At 43.3% G+C, this 24,820-nt stretch carries 14 protein-coding genes; 3 read left to right on the top strand and 11 right to left on the bottom strand.

Translation table 11 applies throughout. The features are described 5' to 3' along the window. The 3 genes from ACYVRA_RS04510 to ACYVRA_RS04520 form a co-directional block, all read right to left on the bottom strand. Positions 1-3,102 (bottom strand): hypothetical protein (locus ACYVRA_RS04510; RefSeq protein ID WP_461251558.1); only part of this gene is annotated, 3,102 nt, incomplete at its 3' end. A 350-nt stretch (positions 3,103-3,452) separates the two neighbouring features. Further along, a complete protein-coding gene (locus tag ACYVRA_RS04515) occupies positions 3,453-4,490 on the bottom strand; it encodes a glycosyl hydrolase family 18 protein (protein WP_461251559.1) in 1,038 nt (345 codons plus the stop codon). Positions 4,491-4,663: 173 nt separating this feature from the next. Then, positions 4,664-5,998: a nickel-dependent putative hexonate epimerase gene (locus ACYVRA_RS04520; protein WP_461251560.1), complete on the bottom strand. Its 1,335-nt coding sequence runs from the start codon at positions 5,996-5,998 to the stop codon at positions 4,664-4,666. 64 nt (positions 5,999-6,062) lie between these two features. On the opposite strand from ACYVRA_RS04520, the gene gnd reads away from it, so the two are divergent. Beyond that, positions 6,063-7,514, top strand: a complete 1,452-nt coding sequence (gnd, locus tag ACYVRA_RS04525; RefSeq protein ID WP_461251561.1) for a decarboxylating NADP(+)-dependent phosphogluconate dehydrogenase — start codon at positions 6,063-6,065, stop codon at positions 7,512-7,514. A 183-nt stretch (positions 7,515-7,697) separates the two neighbouring features. Here the strand turns inward: gnd and ACYVRA_RS04530 are convergent, their stop codons facing one another. Then, on the bottom strand, positions 7,698-8,438 hold the full coding sequence (locus ACYVRA_RS04530) for a GNAT family N-acetyltransferase (RefSeq protein ID WP_461251562.1): 741 nt from the start codon (positions 8,436-8,438) through the stop codon (positions 7,698-7,700). Positions 8,439-8,503: 65 nt separating this feature from the next. Between ACYVRA_RS04530 and aspS the strand changes: the two genes are divergently transcribed. Further along, complete coding sequence (gene aspS / locus ACYVRA_RS04535) at positions 8,504-10,264, top strand: aspartate--tRNA ligase (protein ID WP_461251571.1); 1,761 nt, start codon at positions 8,504-8,506, stop codon at positions 10,262-10,264. 1 nt (position 10,265) lies between these two features. Here the strand turns inward: aspS and ACYVRA_RS04540 are convergent, their stop codons facing one another. The 7 genes from ACYVRA_RS04540 to ACYVRA_RS04570 all read right to left on the bottom strand — a co-directional run bounded on the left by ACYVRA_RS04540 (position 10,266) and on the right by ACYVRA_RS04570 (position 22,753). Further along, entirely contained in the window at positions 10,266-10,661 is a 396-nt protein-coding gene (locus ACYVRA_RS04540) for an acyl-CoA thioesterase (protein WP_461251563.1), read from the bottom strand. 214 nt (positions 10,662-10,875) lie between these two features. Further along, a complete protein-coding gene (locus ACYVRA_RS04545) occupies positions 10,876-12,858 on the bottom strand; it encodes a DUF4139 domain-containing protein (RefSeq protein ID WP_461251564.1) in 1,983 nt (660 codons plus the stop codon). Next, positions 12,848-14,506: a diphosphate--fructose-6-phosphate 1-phosphotransferase gene (locus tag ACYVRA_RS04550; protein ID WP_461251565.1), complete on the bottom strand. Its 1,659-nt coding sequence runs from the start codon at positions 14,504-14,506 to the stop codon at positions 12,848-12,850. The genes ACYVRA_RS04545 and ACYVRA_RS04550 overlap by 11 nt, the downstream gene beginning before the upstream one ends. Positions 14,507-14,790: 284 nt before the next feature. Further along, on the bottom strand, positions 14,791-16,023 hold the full coding sequence (locus ACYVRA_RS04555; protein ID WP_461251566.1) for a GGDEF domain-containing response regulator: 1,233 nt from the start codon (positions 16,021-16,023) through the stop codon (positions 14,791-14,793). 24 nt (positions 16,024-16,047) lie between these two features. Beyond that, positions 16,048-17,661, bottom strand: coding sequence for a response regulator (locus ACYVRA_RS04560; RefSeq protein WP_461251567.1), 1,614 nt, complete (start codon positions 17,659-17,661; stop codon positions 16,048-16,050). Continuing rightward, complete coding sequence (locus ACYVRA_RS04565; RefSeq protein WP_461251568.1) at positions 17,661-21,992, bottom strand: ATP-binding protein; 4,332 nt, start codon at positions 21,990-21,992, stop codon at positions 17,661-17,663. Before ACYVRA_RS04565 ends, ACYVRA_RS04560 begins: the two co-directional genes overlap by 1 nt. Before the next feature lie 419 nt (positions 21,993-22,411). Further along, a complete protein-coding gene (locus ACYVRA_RS04570; protein ID WP_461251569.1) occupies positions 22,412-22,753 on the bottom strand; it encodes a helix-turn-helix domain-containing protein in 342 nt (113 codons plus the stop codon). A gap of 164 nt (positions 22,754-22,917) precedes the next feature. Between ACYVRA_RS04570 and ACYVRA_RS04575 the strand changes: the two genes are divergently transcribed. Further along, positions 22,918-24,582 (top strand): hypothetical protein, encoded by a 1,665-nt coding sequence (locus ACYVRA_RS04575; protein WP_461251570.1) that lies wholly within the window; start codon positions 22,918-22,920, stop codon positions 24,580-24,582. Positions 24,583-24,820: the final 238 nt, after the last annotated feature.

The raw sequence follows: 24,820 nt of genomic DNA on the forward strand, positions 1-24,820 counted from the left end.
GAGCGTCGGTATTTTATAGGTTGTTCTGGTGGGGTTGTTTTGACCCGGCGTATAATTATATGTGGTATCCATTACATTCGGATAATCCATAAAGTATGTGGTTCCCGCGACAGTAGCGGTGCTTCCGCTCGGAGTAAGATAATTGCCGTTTCCTTCCACTTTTCTGTTTTCCCATGTCGATGTATTAGAGTATGTTATTTTCGCTTGTTCAAAGTACACCAGCACGCGTTCAAGCCCTTGGAGAGAGCCGGACCCGGTTCCCCAATCTTTTGCCTCACCTTGAACAAGGAAATATTTATTGTTTTTTGAGGTTAATGATTCAATATTATCATACGCCATTATGGAAGTTTCCATAGTTAAACTAGGATAGAAATTGTCGATTCCTACCCTGAAACTGTTCGTCGCTGAAAAATTCTGCGCCGTAGCGTCTTCAACCGTTATTTCCAAATTCATAACGCCGGTTTTTCCGTAACCGATTCCTTGAACTATTGAATTGGCAGCCGTTGAATCGACAGTCATTGTAAGGAAGGCTTCATAACGGGCCTCAGCGTTCATTGTTGTGGGCTGGGTAATGTTCCATACCAGGCCGTTGTTTTGCAGGGGCGTGTTATTGGTCATTAATGTCACCTGATTGTCATTATTAATTTTTGCCAAAACTTTATTGATGCCGTCAAGGGCGCTGATTTTCATTGTAACGACAAATAAACCCGACGTGCTAATGCCTTCAACATAATCACGGCTGTTTTCAGCGGTTGTTCCCCTGTTTTTTATGATTTTAACATCTTCAATTCTGGGAACTTTTGAACTGAACTTAATGTTCTGTGATACAACCGGTCCCGCTATATGCGGTCTTTGATGGGTTATTTCATCAGTATCAATAGCGACAACTTCAAACGTCACATTTACCGCCTCAGCGCTCCCGTCAGGGTTAAGCCCTCCGTCCCCGTTTACGCTGGCTGCCCAGTTCACCGAAAGACCGTCGCCTACTAAACTTAACTTGAACCAGCCGTCCTCGTCCCTCGTGCCTCCGTTCAACGGCGCGGGATAGGCGTCATTAGGATAGAACTTTTCAGTAGGGGGAACTGTATCCGGTATGTACCAATAATTTGCGCCGGTTGTTCCGTCTTTATGAATCCTCATAAGCACGGTATGCATCCAGTAATTGTCATCCGCCGAACCCGTTACGCGTACTGTGCCGCCTACGGTGTCGTTTTCTTTCGGATAAATTATGGTCACCTGCGGTTCGTCCAGTTTCGGGTCTATGCTGAGTTTGTAATGTATAATATGAAAATTTTCCGCGTTGTCCACCACTTTTACATAGAATGGCATGTAAAAGCGGTCTCTGGGCGTACCATCGCCCTGTTGGCCTTCGGTTTCCGTATTTGAATTTACGGCATAGTTGTATAGTTCTTTTAATTCCTGCGTTTTGTCAGAATTGTTGAATTTATAACCGATAGGGTAGTTCACCGTATATGTCCATGCGTAGGATGTGCCGCTCCAGGGAGTTACGGGCGTTGTCGTATTCAACCTGGTGTCTTCCCAAATTTCGCTGTTATCGTAATTAGCGTCCCAATAATCCTTAGGATTAGAATCATCGCCGCCCTCGCCAAGTTTTCCTATATGATAATAAATCCCCTTTATGTTGGATCTGTCACTGGGAGTTCCTCCAATCGATATGGTTCCGGTTATCCACTTTGGATTGTCAGCAGGATAAAAAATAGAATAAGCGCCTCCGTTTAATGTTCCCGTTCTGGGATTTGATAAAACTACAGGACGGTCAATTACTACTTCAGGCGGCGTAATATCATATTGAAAATTCTGGTATAGATAAGGCCCTTTCTTTCCCTGATCGTCCTGCGCTCTTAACCTTATGGACATTGTTCCTTCTTGCGGATTGTTCCATTTCTTTACGTCTTCAGGAGTAATGGTCAGCACGTATCTGTAAGGGCTGCCCCTGTCGGGAGGCTGGAAAACGGGCGTATAAGGTCCCCCTATTTCATTATCTTCCGCTTCATTTGCTTTTGACACGATATACGCTTCAATCGGATTCGTAGAATTAAGCTTGTTCTGGCTGCTTACTAAAAAGTCAACAACCAAGTCCTTAGCGCCATTGTAGTATTGGGGGCTGTCCGTTACCTGAATAATCGGTATGTCAGAGGCTAGGTAATTTATCTCTATGTATTTTTTTGAAGCCGCGGTCGCCCCGTGATCGACTCTGTTGGGATAGTAATTTTCATTTCCAAAAAGGTCTTTGGTCACTATCCTTATGCGGTATTTTCCAACTTTAAGATTTTCTATCGTTTCATTTTTGCTCGCGTCAGGCAAACGCCATCCGCCGGGAGCGTCGGCATCCCTGTGAAGCCTTAACATCGGCCATGAAAACTTTGTCGCGGTTAGACCGGGTTTGGGATTGGGAACGACAAGGGAGCGCCATGTTCCGTAATATTCATTTGTCGGCAAAGGAAGACCGTCATCGTCAATATCATTAACTTCGGCGGGGTCAGCCGGCCAAATCAATATTTTAGGATAGCCTTCCGCGATTCCGTAATTATCGGTAGCCAAACCCATTAGCTCAAAGCCCATGTAAAGCGGGTCCGTGTTTATCAGGTTGTCAAGGAAAGCGTCATTGTCAAAGTCATTGTCCGCTACAGCTGGCATATTTAATTTAATCTGAGGGGGAAGATTTTTTATGAAGTAGATCATATCGGTAGTGGTGGCTTTATTGCCGTCAACGTCGATGGCGGTGACCCACGCCGTGATGGTGCCGTCTTCCATGCCGGTGGTGTCAAGATCAACATACCATTTTTGGTTCGCGTCATCAAAAAACGCGTCAATAATTTTACGGGTTTTTTCTTGTGTCGCGCTGTCAACATATTCGACTTCCATGTAAACTTTTGCGATGCCGAATTCCTGTTCTACGTCCAGCCAGATTCTGTTGCCGTCTCCCGCGATAAAATCGCCGGGTTTGTTTTCGTCTCCCGCGGTTTTGATGACAGGTTTTTCAGTGTTTACCTTTGTGCCCAAGCCAATTGAGTTATCGCAAGTTGTAAAAATTAAAACCGGCAATAAAAGTAATAAAAATACTTTAATAATAGATTTCATAAAAGTCCTCCATGAAATAGAATTATTGTTAAATTAAGAGGCGGATGCCCCTTACCATGAAATTAAATGCCGTAAAAATCTCTTTTTCGGCCCGAATTTTGCCTTCTTATATTAATTATACATTTATATTCTATAAGTCGTCAAATTTTTTTAACAGAATTTTAACATATCTTTATCAAAAGTCTAATATTTCTTTTATTTATTCCAAAAAACACGCTATATATAGCGTGTATTATATTTTATAACACAATATATAGCGTATGATAAATAATTTCTTGGGAGTACTAGGTGAGAGCCTTAGACGAGGAGGAGATAAATGACAGGGATGGAAGAATTTAACCACAGAGTCGTTATTGTTCCAGTTGGATAATTTCCCAAACTTTGGGAGTTTCCTGACCGATACGCCAGAAGCCTATAGACTTTATTTTCATAGCCTTGTACATTTCCATTCGCGTGGAAATGGAATATTCGTCTTCATAATAAACTTTTACGGCAAGATTCGCGGTATAATTAAATGTGGGTATCCCGTTCTCGCGCCTGATTTCCCTAACTTTATAAGTTTCTATCAAACCTTCCGTAGTTGAATAAACAAGCGCCCTGTGATGATTTCTTTCTTCCCACGCGCGTCCGTAAAACGGAATTCCCATGATTAATTTATCGTCTCCAATTACACGCAAAGAATAATCTGCCACGTTGCGGCACCATTTTAGGGAAGCGATAGGGCCGGGCTCGCTTCTAGTCCAATGTTCGTCATAGGCCATTATAAAAATTTTATCAACATAGGGTTTAATTTTTTCGTAATCGTAAACGTCGTTTGTAATTGTTTTCGTGCGGGCGTGAAGGGCGACGGAAAATATTTTGTCTTTTGGAAGCCCCGCCCGTAATTCTTTAATAAATGAAAGATACGCGTCTCCTGATCTGGCGGGGATAGCTTCAAAGTCAATATTTAATCCGTCATAATTTTTTGCAGCAGCGATTAAATCCGCGATTAAATTTTTTCGCTGTGAGCTTCCCGGCAAGAGGGTAAAGTATGAAAGGGTATTAGTGCCGCAAGTGGCAACCAAATGCACCCTGCCGTTAAATTCAGGAAGATTCTTGCGGTCAGGAATTTTTGACAAAGTGCCGTACATATCGACTTCCGCGTCAAAATAGCAAACGTCCGTTAAGGGGAGATCTTTTGTAAGATCCGCCTCCCTTCCCACCAAAACATAGCCCCATATTTCCTTAAACGCCGTCACAGGCAGGGGATGTTCCGGGCGTTGAATAAATACCTCAATCTCCTGATCAATAGGATCAGTCACAACTTCAATTATTTTTTCTTTAGGCGTACTTTTGCACTGGATCAGCATAAAGAACGATAATACTAATAAAACATGCGGATATTTCATTATTTAATTATCGGAATATTATCGAAGAATTTCACACAAAGAACACAAAGGAAGAGAAGATCACAAAGAAGAGGATCAGGGGTCGTTGTTTGTTTTCTTATCGTGAAGCTCACGCATAGCTTTAGGACAAAAACCCCTGATCCCCTTTGTGTTCTTTGTGAGAGTCTTCGGGATTAAAATTTAGTTTTCTCCGCCCACAAGCCAAGCGCGGGATTGGGGACAAAGAAGATACGCTCCCCATTGACGGTGTTCCAGCCGGAAGCAAGGTTGCTTATGTCATACTTTTGCCGCGCTTCATTTAAATCGCCCCATTGAAAGCCTACTGACTCAATTTCCTGCCTTGTAACTTTAGTGCCGGGGCAGTAGCGGATTGTAAAACGGTTTTCGCTGGAGCCGTGTATCAGGTGGGCGGCGGCGCTTAAATTGCCGCCAAGTTCGGGGTCGGACGCCGCTTTGGCTATTATCTCTTTTCCCGGACGGTAGCCGTGTTTACGGATCAACGCGTCTATGCCGGAGTCTTCGCCAAAACGTTCAAGGGCGGGGGCTAGGATTAAAAGCTCTCCGCCGTCAGCGATTACCATGCGCGTGCGGTAAATCGCCTTGTTTCCAAGCCATGTGGTACGGTATTCTTCAGGCTCCAAGTAGACTACGGCTTTGTTAACCGGCTCATTCATCAGGTTTACATTAACTTGACGCGACAGGGCGGCGGCTTTTTCAAAACATTCCCTGCCAAAACCGATGTAAAGCCCCCGCACCGCAAGAGAGCCGCGCTCTTTGCCGGAGGCAACTTCGCTCTCTGTCCGCGCTGAAATAACCGTTAACACCCATAAAATTGGGGGTAACGAACCGCTGAAACGGCGCAATCCTTCATCGAAAAGGGCGCGGACGGGGGTGTCTGCCTTGCCCATGATTTTTTCCATTCCGTAGGCGGCTCCCACAAAATGGCTTTTATCAATCGCTTCTTTCCCGCCGGTCCCTACAAAGATATTTTTTCCGTGGTTTGCCATTCCCGCTACTTCATGCGGAACAACCTGACCGATACTCAGCGCGAGAGAGAAGTTTCCGCCGTCCTTCGCGCCTTTACGCAAAATTTTATTAACCTGTACAGGCCAGTCGTACTTTACCGCTCCAGATGACGCTTTTTCAACCCAGCTTGCCTCTATGCGCCCAAGTTCCGTAACGTCGTTGCGCCAGTCGTGAACCAAGAATTTTTCTTTTGGAGTCGTGCCGAACATACGCGAAAGTTCCCCGTCGCTCATAGCCATGTGCGTTCCTAGGGCGGGAAGAACCGCGCCAAGCCTGTCTCCAAGACTGCGCGAAGCTTTCTCCGTGAAAAAACCGGCGCGGGAGTGAAAACGCGTTATGTCGGGCGGCAGAATAATCACTTTTCCTGAATCTTTTATATCAGCCAGGGCTTGTGAAAGCGCGTCTGTAAAAAGCTCTTCCAATTCCTGATCGCTAAAATCTTTGTTTTCCGCGCCTACAGACACATAAGTTTTTTCCAACATGGACATTCTCCCCGCGAATATGATAACATAAAAAAAAGAATATGTATGTATAAAGGAGATTTGTATGGCGAAAGCTGATATCGGCCTTATCGGCCTTGCGGTAATGGGAGAAAATCTTGTCCTCAATCTTGAGAGCAAGGGATTTAGCGTGGCGGTTTACAACCGGACAACGTCAAAGGTGGACGAATTTGTTAAAGGGCGCGGCGCCGGTAAAAAAATAACGGGCTGTTACAGCATGGCGGATTTAGCCGCGTCTTTAGCGTCGCCGCGAAAAGCGATGATCATGGTAAAAGCGGGGCAGGCTGTGGACGATACAATCGAACAGCTTTTGGAAGTTTTTGAAAAAGGCGACATTATCATTGACGGCGGGAATTCAAATTATCAGGATACGATGAGAAGGACCGCGCATGTTGAATCAAACGGACTGTTGTACATAGGGACTGGCGTTTCAGGAGGAGAGGAAGGCGCGTTAAAGGGGCCTTCGATAATGCCGGGCGGCTCTCCCGCCGCGTGGCCTTTTGTAAAACCGATGTTGCAGGGAATATGCGCGAAAGTCGAGGGGGGCGTTCCCTGCTGTGACTGGGTCGGGGAAAATGGCGCGGGACACTTTGTTAAAATGGTGCATAACGGCATTGAATACGGGGATATGCAGTTAATCTGCGAAACCTATGATTTAATGAAAAATGTCCTAGGACTGTCCAGCGACGAGATGGGAAATGTTTTTGAAGAGTGGAACAACGGTTCCCTCGGCAGTTACCTTATTGAAATAACAAGGGATATTCTTCGTTACAAAGACGCTGACGGCAAACCCCTCGCCGAAAAAATCCTTGATACTGCCGGGCAGAAGGGAACGGGCAAATGGACGGGGATAGCGGCTTTGGAGTTTGGAGTCCCCCTTACTTTGATTGGGGAGGCTGTCTTTGGGCGCTGTCTTTCGGCGGCTAAGGACGAGCGCGTTAAAGCGGCAAAAGTTTTTTCTTCCCCAAAAATTTCTTCACCCGCCGACAAGACGGCGTTTGTAAAAGATTTGGAAAAAGCATTATACGCTTCTAAAGTTGTCTCTTACGCGCAGGGGTATCTTTTAATGAGGGAAGCAGCGAAAGAATACAAGTGGAACCTGAACTACGGCGGCATCGCCCTTATGTGGAGGGGCGGCTGTATAATACGCTCGGTCTTCTTGGGCAAAATAAAAGAGGCGTTTGACAAGAATCCCAATTTAGACAATCTGCTACTCGATCCGTTCTTTACAAAAATTATAGAAGACGCGCAGGATTCATGGAGAAGGGTAGTGTCCTCCGCCGTACAAAACGGGATACCCGCTCCAGCTCTCACCAGCGCGCTGGCGTATTTTGACGGTTACAGAAGCGAAAGATTGCCCGCGAATCTTTTGCAGGCGCAACGGGATTATTTTGGCGCTCACACTTACGAGCGTATAGACAAACCGCGCGGGGAATTCTTCCACACAAATTGGACAGGCCACGGCGGCTCGACAAGCGCGAGTACTTATACCGTATAAAACATTATTCTCAAATATTTCTCGCAAAGGCGCGAAGGCGCAAAGGCGCAAAGGTTGTTGTTTGCAGGATCATCGTTTTTCCAACAAGATTTGTAGTCAAAAATATATATCTTGTTAATAATGAGCTTTCGGACGAAAACTTTGCGCCTTCGCGCCTTTGCGAGAGATATTCTTTGGGAATATTTAATTTTTACGGGTAAACCTTTGCATAACGGGTTTGAAGTTTTCAAGGAGGAGAGAGCGCGAGAAAAAGTCGCTGTCTTTTGGAACGTCAATACTAACGTCTAAATTTTGTTTGTCGGCTTTTTCAAGAAGTTTTGCGAGGAGGGTTTTCCCAAGCCCCAAACCTCGGTATTCGGGAATGACTTCTAAAGTTTCAATGTAAAGGGTTTTGTTTTCCGCTCTTGCGGTTATCTGTCCCGTTAGCTCCCCAGCAGCGTTCTCGGCTGTTATGTTAAAATCATTTTTTTCTTTAAAAGTAAAATCTTCAAGAACAAGGGACGACGTGTCCTCAGGTTCAACGCCAATCGGCTCAAGCCCCCATTCTTCCCTTAACGCGTTATACCAGCCGATAATTTTATTCCTGATTTTTTTATCTTTGTATTTGAGCCACATTCTTTCAACTTCGGGGTACTGTTCAAGAACATTCCTAAAGGCGCGAAAAACGCCTTTGTTTTTATTGAGAGCAACGGATAATTCATGACGGGCTACGGGATTATTCAAGTTTGCGGTAAATTTTTCCATAAGCCGGTAGCCGTCTTTAGGACTCCATTGGGGGAGGGTGATATAATTTTTATCGTCGTTATCAATATTAGCGGAATTGACGATTTGGTTTTTACGCGTATCAAAAACAAAAACCTCTTCTTGATTTTCCATGTGAAAGAGAATTTGATTTATCAGAATATTATCAAGCTCAAAACTCATAAGGCATTATAGTATAAAAACAAAAAAAAGTTTATTATCTTTACAGAGGTTTTTAAATGGAAACTATGAAAAGAACCGCCGATTGCGGTTCGCTAAGAAAAAATGACTGCGGGCGTACAGTAATCCTGAACGGGTGGGTTCACCGCCAACGTAACCACGGCGGGGTGTTTTTTATCAATTTAAGGGATAGGTACGGCATTACTCAGGTTACGGTTGATACCGAAAAAAATCCCGACCTTGCCGCCGTCTGCGATGAATTGCGAAATGAATACTGTATAGCCGTGGAAGGTTTGATAAGCCCCCGTCCCGAAAAAATGATCAATAAAACAATGGAAACTGGCGAGATTGAGATTCTTGCTTCCAAAATTGTCGTCTTGAACAAGAGCGAGGTTTTGCCTTTCCAGATTGACGAGGAAAGCAAGGCAAACGAAGAACTGCGCCTAAAATACAGATACCTCGACCTTAGAACAAAGGCGATGCAGGAGAGGATTAAACTGCGAAGCGAGGTAGCTTTCGCCGTGCGCGAGTGGATGATTTCAAACGGTTTTTATGAAATAGAAACTCCCACCTTTATCAAATCCACGCCGGAGGGCGCTAGGGACTATCTTGTTCCGTCAAGATTGTATCCGGGAAAATTCTACGCGCTTCCTCAGTCGCCGCAGCTTTACAAACAAATACTGATGGTCGCGGGCTTTGACAAATATTTTCAAATAGCCCGCTGTTACCGCGACGAAGATTCACGCGGGGACAGACAGCCTGAGTTTACGCAAATCGACCTTGAGATGTCATTTGTTGGCAGGGAAGACGTTCTGTCCGTAACAGAGGGAATGATGCGCCATGTTTTTAAAAAAGTGATGAATGTCGATCTGCCCCAAAAGTTCAACCGCCTGACATGGGATGAGGCGATGGAATTTTATGGCAGCGACAAACCTGATACGCGCTTTGATATGAAGCTTAAAGACTTTAGCCCCTATGTGCTGTCGTCGGGATTTCAAGCGTTTAAGGACGCGCTAAATTCAGGCGGGGCAGTGAAGGCGCTTGTCGTCAAGGGAAAGGCTGATTATTCGCGCAAACAAATTGAAGAGCTTGAGTCTGCCGCGAAAGTTTACAAAGCGAAGGGCATGGCGTGGATGAAAGTCGCTAATAACGCGCTTGAAGGCGGAGCGTCAAAATTTTTCCCAAACGGCTCCGTTATAATAAACGGGCTTGACGCGAAAGAAGGCGATCTTATTCTGATGATCGCCGACAGTAACAAAAAAATCGCTAATACCGCTCTTGGCGCTGTGAGAGTCAAACTTGGGCGCGATCTTGGGCTTATTGATCCGTCACTTTTTGAATTTGTATGGATAATAGACTTCCCCATGTTTGAATACAACGAAGATGAAAAAAAGTGGGAAGCGGCTCATCATCTTTTTACATGGCCGCAGGAAAAATACCACGCGACAATGGAGAGCGATCCCGGTTCCGTAAAAGGCGACCTTTACGACCTTGTGTTAAACGGTTATGAGTTAGCGTCCGGTTCCATCCGTATTCATGATTCGTCAATGCAAAAAAGAGTTTTTAAAATAGCGGGAATTGATCCTGCGGAAGCGGAGAAAAAATTCGGCTTTTTAACGGAAGCTTTCAAATACGGAGCGCCGCCCCACGGAGGCATCGCCCCCGGTCTTGACCGCCTTGTAATGATCATGGCGGGAGTATCCTCGTTAAAGGACGTTATAGCGTTCCCAAAAAATTCATTCGCCGTAAGCCCGATGGACGATTGTCCGTCAGAGGTGGATCAAAAGCAATTGGATGAACTGCGAATAAAAATACTTCCGCCTAAGTAGGCTATTCTTTTAAATGTTGTTCGAGCAGTTTTCGTTTGTCATCGGGTATTGGCGTTGTCTTTTCGGCGTTAAAATCGTAGTGGACAACTACCGCGATTCCCTTGACGCACAGGCGGCCTTCCTGCCACGCCTCATGATAGACGGTAAATGATTTTGTCCCTATTTTGGAAATATAAGTTCTTATTTCCACTTCCTTAAAAAAAAGTTGCCCTACAAAATCATATTCCGAGTGAGCCATAATAAGCGGAAAGTTTTTTCTTGACAGCGTTAATTCAGGATCAAAAAATTTCATGATGGCGGTTCTGCCCATCTCAAACCACTGCGCGGGAACAATGTTATTTATATGGCCTAAAATGTCCATATCCCCAAAACGGGGGGTTACGGTTATAGTTAGCATGACGTTATTATAAAAAAAATAAATAATTGTTTCAATAGAATTTATTGGAATAATTTCACACAAAGAACACGGAGGAAGAGAAGATCACAAAGAGGGAAGATGAGGTCTCTGTCCGAAGGCTATGCGTGTGGCTTCACGACAAGATAACGAACAAAAACCCCTTATCCCCCTTTGTGATCTTTGTCTCTTCGTGATCTTTGTGAGAATCTCTTTCCTATAAATTTAACTCAGCGAGATACTTTTCATAAGCCTCTTTAGCAGTCTTCGCGTTGTTATTTGCTTTTTGCAACTCAGTCGCGATAGCGTCAATTTCACCGTCAAGGGAGACTAGGCGCCTTAAATACTCCTGGCCTTGCTGGGTTTGATTCCCGGCGGCTTCAAGATTTCTGCGTATTCTGTCCTGGTCGGAAACAAGGCGCTCCCTGCGCTCAGTAATTTCTCTTACGGAAAGGTCGGCGGCGTCGCAGGCGCGTTTTAATTCTGCTGCTTTCGAGAAAGCCTGGCGGACGTTAGCGGGGATTTCCTGATTGCTTGAATAACTTATCAGAGCGTCCAACCTAAGCGGGAGAAGGGTTATCCTTTCAGAAATTGGACGCTGTTCCGTTACTGTTAAAACGGTATCGCGCTTTGCCGCTAGAGTCACGTTAAAACGGTATGCCGACGCCGTCTGCTCGTCGGCTCTTGGAGAGACAAGCTCGGTATTTGAAGTCTTTGTATGTTCAGCTATAAGCAGTTTTGCCTCGGAGCCTGAATTAATAAAAGTGTAGGTTTTTGTAAAACTGATAAGGCGCGTAATGGTCATAACGCCCTGCGAAATATTCACCTTGCTTATAACATTCGCGCTTGCATTGCTTACAGACGCGGTTACGGAGAGGTCTTCCCCAAAGGAGATCAGTCTTTTTTCATTTTCATTCCAAAATTCAATTAACGCGTCCCCGGCGTAAACTCCGCCGTCATAAACGGTAATAGGACCGGCAGGCAGTTTCATTTTGCTTGTGTTTGTCAATTCCGCGCCAAGCCTTGGGAAGCGGCCTGTTCCGCTGTAGATAAGAAGTTTTCGCGCTTCCAAAGTCGCTTCAACTAACGGGAACATCGCGCTCATTCGGCGGTTTAGGCTTACCGGGTTTTTGATTGTAAATTCAAATTGGCCTCCCGCGTTGTTACCCGCCGCCGTTTCTACAACGCCGCCTGTTAAACTGCTTGTGGCGGCGCGTGGCGCGGGCGCTTCGGCTTCTGTTTGAGATCTTGCGGTGCCATATTCCAACATTTTGCTTCGATCTTGCGCGTCCGCCGCCATGTACACCGACGTATCATAAGAAGCTGCCGGAGCGGCTCCCGCTATTGAAAGCGGAAGAACAGGGCGGTAAACGTAATAGGGAGGGTACAGTTCTTGAATAAAAGACGCGGGGCGGCCCGCTACAAGGGACAGCTCAATATTTATCCAGTCGGTATCGCTGTCATTGTCAACAATCGCCCAGCCTTGAAAAAGCGGCTTTGACGCGCCAAGGTCGAGCCTGTAGGAAACTTTCCAGACGGGAGAGGGAATAACGTAACTGATAGATACGTTTCTCCTGCCGCTTCCGGGAAGATTTACCAAAAGCTGGCGGGACAGCGAATTCCTTGAAGACGCTATTAAATCAAGGGCGCGGTCCAAATCTTTTTGAATCGCTTCGTCTTTAAATTTGATCGAACTAATATCTTTTATGTTAAAAGATTGCAGTCCGTCTTTTGAGCTTAAAATAAGCCACGGTTCATTGGACATCATGCCATTCGCGCTTATAACCTGACGGTACTCGATACCGGCAATCCTTCCCGCGTAAACGGTAGGGGAGGCGATTTCAATTTCCGCGCCCATCAGTCTTGAAAGAATAACGGCAATTCCAGGCATGTCGGAAAGATCGATATTTAAACTGCGTAACGTTTGAATCAATGTATTTGAAGACTGGTAGGTTACCGAAGGGTTTGACGAAGAAGGATCGCTTATTACCAAAGTTTTTAGCGCGTCGTTTACAGAGTCAAGTTTAAAGGGAAGATTGACGCTCGCCTGTCCGTTTATGGAGCCTGAATGTTCATAGTACGCAAGCCCCGAAGTGAGGATCACAACTTTTTTAAGAGGTATGTTGTTTTCCTGCAAGCCCTGCGCCCATAGGCAGGCGGCAAAAGCTAAGAGAGTAAAAAAAATTATTTTATTTTTCATGTTCAAGTTTGAGCGTAATTGTAGGCTGGTCGCATACTTCCTGCGGCCCCCAATATTGAATCGCGCCGGGAACGATGAAGCAGGTTTTTTCAGCCCAAAGATCGCGTTTAGAGGCGAAAGTTTTAAACGGCTTGCCGTCAAGTTCAACTAACGCTTTTTTAATGACCGGCTTTTGGGCGCCGTGGCGGTGTTCAATATCCATCATCATCGTCAACGGGATGCCGCCCGCCGACCATTGATCCGCGGGAGCGATAAGATTTTTTACGCTTGAAAGGTAGCCTGTTAATCCCGACGCTATTAAAACAAACGCGCTAAAACCAAGGCTGTAGCAGTAATCAGCGTCAAAATTTGACGGGAAAGCGCACCTGCCTTCATAGCCGAAGAAATGGGTAAGGGCGCTGAACTTCCCGTTGTACAATTTTTGCTGTTTCATGATTGCGAGTTTTTTCTCTACCATTCCGACAAGCAATTTTTCGGTCTCAATTCTGGAGACCTGCACGTTTCCATGAGGATCTCTGTCCATTAAAAATTGCTGTGCGATATCGGGGGGGAGCGACTGCATTACCCTGTATGAAGGTTCGGTTAATCTGCTCGATAAAAAATACAGTTGATCGATTAAGTTGGTAACCTCAGAAAACGCTTTTTCCTCATCGGCGATTACGTCGTTAAGCTCTTCTATTAATTTTTTTATTTCAGGGATAAATTCTATCAATCCTTCGGGAACTAAAACAACGCCGAAATTATCGCCGTTTTCCGCCCGCTTTACTATCGAAGCGCAGATTTGATCCACTATCGCGTTAAGTGACATTCCCTTTGCTTCGACTTCTTCCGAAATAAGGCAGATATTCGGTTGAGTTTGAAAAGCGCATTCAAGCGCGATGTGGCTTGCGGCGCGCCCCATAAGTTTAACAAAGTGCCAGTATTTTTTCGCGCTGTTAGTGTCCCTGCAAAGGTTGCCGATAAGCTCCGAGTAAGTCTTGCAGGCCGTGTCAAACCCAAAAGAAGTTTCGATATGTTCGTTCTTTAAATCGCCGTCTATTGTTTTTGGGCAGCCGATTACCTGAGTGGAAGATCCGTTTGCGATGAAATATTCAGCTAACAACGCGGCGTTTGTGTTAGAATCGTCTCCGCCTATTACGACAACCGCGTCAAGATTTAATTCTTTTGCGGTTTCCAGAGAAGACGCGAATTGCTCATCGGTTTCTATCTTTGTACGTCCGGAGCCTATTATGTCAAAACCGCCGGTGTTGCGGTATTCGTCGATAATTTCAGAAGTAAGGACGGTAATTTTATTGTTGATAAGGCCGCTTGGCCCGCCGTTAAAACCGTACAGGGTGGAGGCGGGGTTGCCTTTTTTTAACCCATCAAACAAACCGGCGATAACATTGTGCCCGCCGGGAGCCTGCCCGCCTGAAAGAATTACCCCTACTTTTAACTCGCGTTTTATCTTGTCATTTTTTCCATTGACAAAGGACGCGAGCGGTTTTCCGTATGTGTTTTTAAAAATCCCGCGAAGTTTTTCCTTGTCCGAAACCGCTTCGGCGGTCGAGCCTAAACTTACGGTAATATCATCAATAGGGCCTGATAAAATGGCTGGTAATTTGGGCTTATAGCTATAACGGGCCTTTTGTAAAGCGGATACATTCATGAGTTACTCCTTAAGATTTGAATGGACATTCATATCCTTGCAAAAAGGACAGCTTATTTGTTCTTGTGTCTGTTTTTCCGCAGTTTTTTCTTGCGTTTATGGGTGGCGATTTTTCGCAGTTTGCGTTTTCTTCCGCAGGGCACTAAACTCTCCTAATGGCTGGAATAATTACGGCTCAAGCCGTTGGGCTAAAAGCTGAGGCTAAAAGCCACAGTTAAAAGCCGTATGAGGTGATTATGCCCAAACCGGATAAAAATGTCAAGGGAGTATAGCCGTCTATTGTCTCATTCATCGAATATTTTTACCTGATTACGGCCTGAATTTTTTGCTTTGTAGAGGGCTATATCGGAATTTTTTATTGCGGTTTCAAGGGGATGATCTTTAATTAATTGCCCAAGCCCTATGCTTATTGTAAGCCTTATCTCATTACCCTCGTAATTTACCACGCTTTGTTCTATGTTTTTACGGATTCTTTCCGCCATATTATAAGCTTCCGTCTTATCCGTAACCGTTAACAGGATTATAAATTCCTCGCCTCCAAATCTGCCAAACAGATCATAGGAACGGATAGTCTTGCGAATGGTATCCGCTATACTTTTTAATACCGTGTCTCCCGCGTCGTGGCCAAAGGTATCGTTGACATTTTTAAATAAATCAATGTCAAGCATAGCCACATAGACCTTTTGCTCCATTCTGAAGGCCCTCGTTATTTCCATATTTGCAAGTTCAATAAAATGCCTTCTGTTATAAATTTCCGTAAGGGAGTCTATGTAGGCCGCCTGTTCCAGTTCTTTCATTAAATTGACATTATCGGTAATGTCCATGAACAGGAAAATTCTGGCGATAAAAGTTTTATCTTCAAGAAAAACAGGGCTGATGCTGGCTTTGAAATATTTGGTTTTTTCGCCATTGATGGAGAATTCCACGGAATTAATTTCGCTTGTTTTTAATTCATCAGGCCAGCTTGTTACGGATAATACGGATGACCCTCTTGAAAGTTTTAAAATATCAGGAAACATTTTTCTCGCGGCTGGATTTGAAGACAGGTAATTATTTTTATTGTCAACCAGAACAAAGCCTTCCTTTATGTTTTCCATGGCGATTACCGTCGCCATAGTAATGACTTCTATCTTTTGGTATTCCATCAGCGCAAGATGAGTTTTTATCCGCTGGATAAGAAGCGACGCGAAAAATGGTTTATGAATATAATCGACGGCTCCCATACTTAAGCCGTCAATCTCGCTTTTTACGTCTTCCAAGACGGTCAGAAATATTACAGGTATTTGTTTATATTTATCGTCACTTTTCAGTTTTTTAATGGCCTCATATCCGTTCATTTCAGGCATTTCCACGTCCAATAGAATTAAATCAGGGATAAGATGTTCCAGTAATTCAAACATCTTTAACGCCGTTTGGCATGGAAACACTTCGTATATGTCCTTTAATGTGTCTTTAATGACGGTCAGATTTTCAAGATTATCATCTACCGCGATAATTGTTTTTAGTTCATTCGCCATTTATGCAATTCCTCCTTAAAACGGCTATAGATGTTTTCTTAAAGTTTCGTATAACGCTTCAGGTTCAATCGGCTTGCCAATATGGCTGTTCATGCCTGACTTTAAACATTTATCGATGTCTTCTTTAAAAACGTTAGCGGTCATTGCAATTATAGGAATTTGCTTACGCAAATTCCTATAATTGCTTTGAGTTTTGCCTTCGGCAAAACTCAAGCTGTTATTTCCAGCGGCATTGTTTTCTGCGGCGTTTTTGATTAAGTTTTCTTCAAAAAGGCGGATTTCTTTTGTGGCTTCATAGCCGTTCATTTCCGGCATATTGACATCCATTAAAATTAGACGGTATTTGCCGGGGTCCGCCTTGAACATTGACAATGCGGCAGCCCCGTTTTCAGCAAAATCAATGGAAACCTCCGTGCTTTCAAGGAGCGCGGCTAAAATATCCCTGTTGATATCAACGTCTTCCGCTATCAATATCGTATGATCTTTAAAGTTAATATTTGAGTCTGAGGATAAAGAATCTTCTTTAATTGAATCGCCGGTTCCTTTTTGAACTTTTATCGTAAAAATAAATTTAGAGCCTTTGTTAAGCTCTGACTCAATCCAAATTTTGCCATTCATAAGCTCGACAATCTCTTTGGAAATAGCCAACCCAAGACCTGTGCCTCCGAAATTTTTGGAGATGTTGCTGTCCGCCTGGTTGTAAGAAGTGAAAAGTTTTTTTTGCTGTTCTTCAGAAATGCCTATTCCGCTGTCCGCGACTTCAATTCTAAGGGTTATGTCTCCGTTTGATTCATCCGTTTTTTCCACGCTTAAAGTAACTTTTCCTTTTTCCAGCGTGAATTTAATGGCGTTGTTCACTAAATTTATTATAATCTGCGACAATCTCAATTCGTCGCTTATTATGTATGTAGGGACGTTTTTATTTATATTTACGGATAAATTAATGTCCTTTTCCTCGGCGCGGACATTTGTCACATTAAAAATATTCGTTATAGTTTTTTCAAAATTAAATTCAACATAAGAAAGTTCAAACTTATGCGCTTCAATTTTTGACATGTCAAGAATGTCGTTAATAATGTGCATAAGGTGCTTTGACGCGTTATTCGCCCGCTGAAGGCAGTTTTTAATTTTATTGATATCTTCGGTGTTTAACGATATGTTTATCATGCCAATAATGGCGTTTAACGGAGTGCGTATTTCATGGCTCATGTGGGATAAAAATTCGCCTTTGGCGCGGGAAGCGTTCTGCGCTTCCAACTGGTGATCAATCAGAGATAAATGGGTTTTTATCCTCCGCAACAGAAGAGGGGCGGCGAAAGGTTTATGGATATAATCGACGGCTCCTAAGTTTAATCCCGCCATTTCACTTTCCGCGTCGTTCATTGAAGTGAGAAAAATAATGGGTATATCCTTGAATATTTCATTGCTTTTTAATTTAGCGGCTGCCTCATATCCGTTTATATCCGGCATTTCCACGTCAAGCAGGACTAAATCCGGTTTAAAATGCTCCAAAAGATCAAACATATTTACAGCCGAAGAGCATGGGAATACTTCATATTGATCTTTTAACGTGTTTTTTATGGCGGTCAGGTTTTCAATATTATCGTCTACTACGATAATTTTTTTATACTCAGACATCAGACCAACCCCTCCCGAGAAAGACGCTCCGCCACCTCGGTTATTTCAGATATGGTTATTTTTTCTTTTATCCACGCGACTAAATCAGAGTCTTCGTCGTAATCGTATTCGTCAAGTTCGGACATGGCTTTGTCAATGCCCGACATATTGAAGTTTTCACAGCATTGACGCAACCGGGCAAGAACTTCCCTGTTAGGCGCTTTTAGGCGCGGTTTCGCGTTATTGGCGTCGTATTGCGCGAGCCATGCTTTTATATTCTCAACAATAACTTCAGCTTCTTTAATAAGTTTATCGTTTTTAGCCAGCACTTCGTCCAAATTTCCCGCCCTTGATAAATTTTCCAATTCAAGCGCGGCTTCCCGCAAGTCTTGCGCCCCTATGCCGGCGCTTGTTCCTTTTAACCCGTGAACGGAAATGACATAATCGGGCAATGTCTCTCTTGAAACAGCCTTCAGTTTATTCAAGACATTCGGAGTGTTGGCGACATAAGAACGCAAAAGAGGCAGATAAATATCCATTTCGCCGGCGTAAAGCATGAGGCCTTTTTTTGTATCCACTCCCGGTATGTTTATTTCAATGTTCTCATCTTCGGAACCTGAGCCGGAATTATTTGGCATGATTACTTCAGACTCGTTTGCGGAGCGCGCCCTCTCAATAGTTTCATCGCGTACCCATTTTTTTAATACGGAATCCATTTCCATTACGTCAATTGGTTTGGTTATAAACCCCTGAAAACCGTGTTTATAGAACATTTCTTCCGTACCGTGTATGGCGTTCGCGGTCAGCGCGATAATCGGTATTTTTTTCGCGTATTCAGTGCCTATGGCGCGTATCTTATCCGCCGTTTCTACGCCGTCCATTCCCGGCATCATGTGATCCATAAAAATGGCGTTGTAAACTGGGTTTCCAGCGCGTATGCGGTCAATCGCGTCTTCACCGGTTGTCAAACAGTCAACCTGCATTTTGTATTTGCCTAACAGTCCGACAGCTACGTCAAGATTGGTCTGCATATCGTCAACAACAAGCACTTTGGCGTAGTCTAAATTTACGCGTAAAAGCTTTTTATTGATAACCCGCTTGTTGTCGGCATAACTGAAACTGCGAAGTTTATCGGTTACTTCCTTGCCGATAGTCTCTTCTTCGACAAAACCCTGCTTGATGCTCAGATGAAACGTAGTGCCCTTGCCGTACTCGCTTTCAGCGTAGATTTCCCCGTCCATCATTTCTACAAGCCTTTTGGTAATCGGCAGGCCCAGTCCAGTGCCTTCAATATTGCGGTTAGCTTTGGCGTTGACTTGAAAATAATCAAGGAACAGTTTTTTTATGTCTTCTTCATGTATGCCGATGCCAGTATCGCTGACGGTAATATGCATCCAAACAGCGTCGCCATCGCGCGTACAATGCACGCTTAACTCAATTTTTCCCTGATGCGTATATTTAACGGAATTGGTAAGCAGGTTGGTTAATATCTGCTTAACCCGCAGATCATCGCCGTACAATTTAGCTGGAAGCTCATCGCTGATATTCAAGTTAAATTTTATAGGTTTTTCCCCAAGACGTGTCATAACAAGGGTGATTACGTCATTCAACAGGCTGGAAATGTAATATTCAATCGGGGTAATTGTCAGCTTGCCCGATTCAATTTTAGATAGATCCAGAATGTCGTTTACGATGCTTAAGAGGGTAGTGCCGGCGTTGCTTATCTTTGTCAGATTTTCTACAATATTCTTTCCCAGATGTTCGTCTTCCAATACTAAATCGGTAAGGCCGATGATCACGTTAAGGGGGGTGCGGATTTCATGGCTCATATTGGCGAGAAAATCCGTTTTTGCCCGTGAAGCGGCGCGGATTTCATCTTCCATCGCCTTGCGTTTTGTTATATCGCGCCCTATGCCTATAATTCCTATTATTTCACCGTACAGAATGAGCGGTAATTTTACGGTTTCAAAAAGCCGGTTAACGCCATCCGCGCATACCAGCCATTCCTCAAACGTAACCTGTTCGTATTCGTAAATAACTTTTCTGTCGGCGGCATTGGCTAACGCGGCGGCTTCGGCGCTCATTCCCAAACCTTCCCTGTCGTCCTTTCCAAGTATGTCTTCCAATTCTTTGCCGAATAAATCCGCTATGTATTTGTTGCACAGCGTATATTTAAATTCCAAATCCTTGCAGAATACTCCGTCGGGGATTGAATCGATCATTGTTTCAAGCAGAGTAGTCTGATACGCTATTTCTTTTTCCATCTTCTTGCGCTCTGATATGTCGCGCGCGATAACCATTATTCCGACGACGACGCCGTCACGTATGAGGGGGGCTTTAACAGTTTCAAAGTGACTTGCTTTTCCGGTAATAGGCGATGAAACAAATTCTTCAAATTTAATCATCTTCACGTCTTTTATCACGGATTGTTCGGTTCCGAAAATATTTTCCACCGTATTGATTGACAGCCATGAGCCTTCCGAATCGCTCTTGCCGATTATATCCGCTTCACGGAGGCCGGAAAAATTTTCAAAGTGTTTGTTGCATTGCGTATATTTAAAATTAATGTCCTTGCAAAAAATCAGATCGGGAATTGAATCTATCATCATTTGAAGCTGAGAAGTCTTGTAGGAAAGCTCGCTTGTGCGCTCCGTTACGAGAGTTTCAAGCTGTTTGCCGGTATTGCGGCTTTTCATCAGGGAAAATGAAACCGTGAGAATAATGAAGAAGAACATAATTGAAAGCCCCGTCAGCCACGGGCGCTGGGTCTCCGCCAATTTATACCGATAATCATAAGTTTTATGCATCCACTGGTTTGTAATATTATTTAAATTGATAATGCCAAGAGACTTATCAATAATTGATTTTAATACAACGGCTTCTTTATTATAGCCAAAAGACGAATCAAATGAATAGTTGAGTATTAAATTTAATTTATAACCGGCTTCCTCATAAAAATTGGTGTAAGTAATCAATTTTCTGTTACAGGCAAAAATAAGTTCCACTTCGCCGTGCTTTAACGCGTTCCAAACTTCTTCCTGCGTCTCATATTCAACAAGATAACGGTGGTTGGGAAACATTTTCTTAAAAAATTCGGAATATCTGTTTTTTCGGACGCCGATTTTTAAATAGGGAATCTGGCTTATTTCAATGTTTTTAAAATCCGATTTTGAAAGAAACGCGTAAGTGTCCCATAGAAGCGGAACGTCAGCCCATAAAAAACGCCCTTCATATTCTTTCAAGCGGAACAATTCAGGCACGATTAAGGCGTCGCCTTTTTCAAGCATGGCGAGCATTTCCTGATATTTAGCGTTCTGATCATTGGCGCGTTCAAATTTAAGATCTGTAAGCTTTGTAACTTCATCAAGCGTGTCAAAATATATTCCATGCCATCTGCCAGTATTGGTATCAAAAAAACTAATAGGATAATTATCGAACTCCGCGGCGATTGGAACAACGGGGTTGTTTTGTATGTACTCTTTTTCTTCATCAGTCAGCAGATTATGCAGTTTGTCTTTCAGATATTGCTGATGCCCCTCTTTGTAAAGCCCCGCCAAATAGTCAAGAGCATGCTTGTCCAATACTTTTTCCACGACGCTGATAATCGGCGCAAGCTCCGCCTTACGCGCGGACAGGCAGGCTGATTTAAAAACCAACGGGTAAAAATCCTCGGTAACTATGTCGTTAAAATCGACAAAGGCCGCGTCTGAAGTATCCATGCCAAAATACGCGTCTACTTCGCCGTTTTCCATCATACGGTAAACGGTATTATAATCGTCAATAAAAATGGTTTCAAATTTGTATCCCGCTTCATTTATAACATCGACGTTCAATACGGAGCCTTTAAAAAAAGCGTATCTTGGCTGGCGCGACTTTTTAATATTATCAAGCGGTTCGCTGCCCCTAATACGGTAAATTTTTAATTCGCGTTCAGCGATGGACTCGGTCATGAAATATATTTTCCGGCGTTCAGGGTTTGTCATTAGCTCGCCCGTAAAATCGACCTCGCCGCTCTCAAGTTCCCTAAGCAAATCGCCCCAATCATAAAATTTAGTTTTAAACGGGATGCCAAACATTCTTGTCAGCCATTCGCAGAACAGGGACGCGTACCCGTGGATCTCGCCGTCTTTTCCGAGGAACGCCTCGGTAGACGGGCACATTCCGTACACAAAAAACTTGTGTTTTTTTTGGAGAGCCTCAATGGCGTCTATTTCTTCCGCAGTTATACCGGGTATCTCACGAAAAGATATGTCATTTATTGACAATATGGGTTGCTCTTTTGGTGATTTCTTACAAGCTGAAAAAGCAATCAAAACAAGCATGAAGATAAGCAATAGTTTGAATTTGTTCAATTTTAATAATCTCCCCATTATATTAATAATAACCGATTATGGTGAAAGTAGCAATGGGAAAATACGATGTATGCCCAAGCATTAATTGAGTACAGGCGGGGGCAGGCTGCGCACGCTGTAAAAACTTCGTAAGAGTCCGCCTACGAGCCTTTCGGCGACTAAATCGCGGTGGGTAGAAAGCTTTATCTAAGGTTCGTCGCCGAACTTTTATTCTCTGAATTTTCTTTGTTTTATTCCAAAGTCTCTCCGGCGGGGAACGCCCGAAAGATGTTTTTACATCGCACGCAGCCTACCCACCTGTACTCAAGGATTTATTGGGCATACATCTTCAAGCGCACATACGGAATTTCGGTATCAGTTATATATACGGGCGGATTTTTGCATTAGAGTGGTGGGGTTTGTGGTGATTAAACCGTAGGTTATTTTTTATTATATTTACATTCTTCGTTTATCGTTTCTCTTACAGTTTCTTTTACAATTTGTTTTATATTGTTGATGATAGATCTTTCTAAATGTATTAATGCCCCTTCCGCAGTAGACGAAGCGTCAAAAAGTTGAAAAGTTTCAATTTTAAGGGCATTTGCAAGACGATCTAACATTTCAGGCGTGGGGAATTTTTTTGAAACCTCGACCATAGACAGATAATTTGCGGAAATCCCCGCCTTTTCAGCAAGTTTTTCCTGCGTAAATCCGCATTTTTGCCTGTTTTCCTTCAAATTTAAAGCTAATATTTCTCTAATACCTAACTTTTTCTTCGGCATTTCAACCTCTAAAGCAAGAATACTTTTATTTAAGTTATTGACTTACCGCCGTTAAAATATGTATACTTATCTATAAGTTATAATTCATGTGGATTTTTATTAATAATAAAGATAATTTCATGATATTCTTTGTACATTTTCAAAAAACATAAAAGGAGATTAATATGGCTGACGAATTGGAAAAAATAAATGAGAATCAGGTAACACTTAGTAAAAATCAGGCGGTAATTAATGATAACCAGATGGCGCTTAGTAAAAATCAAGCGGCGTTAAGGGAAGATATGGCCGAAGGGCTGACGGGCGTACAGGCCGCCGTCAATGAGCAGACCTTCGCTATTGTCGCTTCGCAGGCCTTGCTTGCCCGCACTTTTAACCAAGGTTTTGACCAAATAAACAGTACCCTTGATATGAAATTTGCAAGGGTTGAAAATGCTCTGGATAGAATATCCGATATAATGAACAAACCGCTTTTTACTCAATTTCGTGAATTGTACGGCCGTGCGGTAGAGCGTTACAGAAAAAAGCAGTTTGAGGAAGCGTTGGAAGACACGCAAGCCGCGCTGGATAAAGACAAAACCAATTATGCCGCATGGTTTTTACAGGGGATAATTTATACTTCCGGCAAAAGCAAATACAGCGATGTTATTGATTTTGATAAATCCATTGACTCTTTAAACAAGGCCGCAAAATATATTGACCCGGAGATTGAGGGCAATGCCGACGCTAGGCGGATGGCGGCTGAAATACACTTTTCTCTTGGGAATGCTTGGTATTCAAAATCAAAAGCTCTATCCTTGGAAAACAAAAAAGACGAGTCGTCCGAAATGCTTATGAAAGCCCGAAGGTCTTTTGAGGAGTCGTATCGATGTTCAAAAGCTATGCTCGAATCCCTTTATAATACCGTGCGGTGTAAACTCATGCAGGGCGAAACTAGCGGCGCTCTAAAAGATTTGGAAACACTGGTGCTTAGTGACAGAAATTACTGCATAAAGGTCTATGCGGACAATGATTTTTCAAGCATTAGGGAGCAATTTACTAATTTGATAAATAAATTGAAAAATTGGGCTTTTATTTCCGCAAAAAACGACTACGACCGTATAAATACCATGATTGCGGAGCTTAAATCACTTGGCGGGACAACAGATGAAACTATCCCCGCAACTTTTACCGAAGATCTCCCCTACTTTGACGTTCTTGATTACGCTAATAGTTTTAAACGAATTATTCCCATTGTGGGAAAGGCTGTAACAAATAAGAAAGCGGAAATTGAACGAATTAAAGAGGAAAATGCACGAGCAGAACAAGAGGAAAGTGAACGGCAAAAATTATATGACAGCCTCGTCCAAAAAATGAACTATTATTCAGCCGAAGAAAATTCTTACGCTCTCGCAAAACAGTTTCGTCAAATGAACGGTTATAGAGACACGGCAAAATTAGCCGACGAGTGTGAGGATAATTATCGCGAATATCAAAACCGCAGTAAGCAACTTGAAGAAGACCGCATAAAAGCAAAGAGGAGAAAAATAATACTTGGGAAAATCTTCGCGGCTATTATTCAAATTGGAACGTTTGTAGCATTTATTCTCAACTATTTTTTGGGGGGGAGAGGGGCCGTGCCTGCTTTTGGGCTACTTCATCTCATTGTAATAGTGGTTTCTTTATTTTGTATATTAATAGAGGCTGGAGGTTTTAAAGCCATGATTTTAATAATCGTGTTATCAGTAATATGGTTCTTTGTCAGTGGCGGTATTAATTTTATTGGTATAGGAAGTATTGCTGCCGCAATTTTGGCATATAAGTCTAAGGATTTGAATTATGAGTGGGAGTGATAATGCAGGGCGCATGCAACGTATCTGTTACCACTTTTTCATAGTGCTGTTATGCGACATTTATGCGTTATTAATGGTGTCTATTGCTAATTGCTAATTAGCGCTAGAAGATGTATGCCCAATAAATCCTTGAGTACAGTCAGGGCAGGGCTGCGCATGGCAAAAACATCTTCTGTGGGTTCCCCGCCACAGCCAAATAAACGCACGGCGTAGCCGTGTAGATCAATAATGCCGCACG

The sequence above is a fragment of the Treponema sp. R8-4-B8 genome, assembly GCF_054786175.1.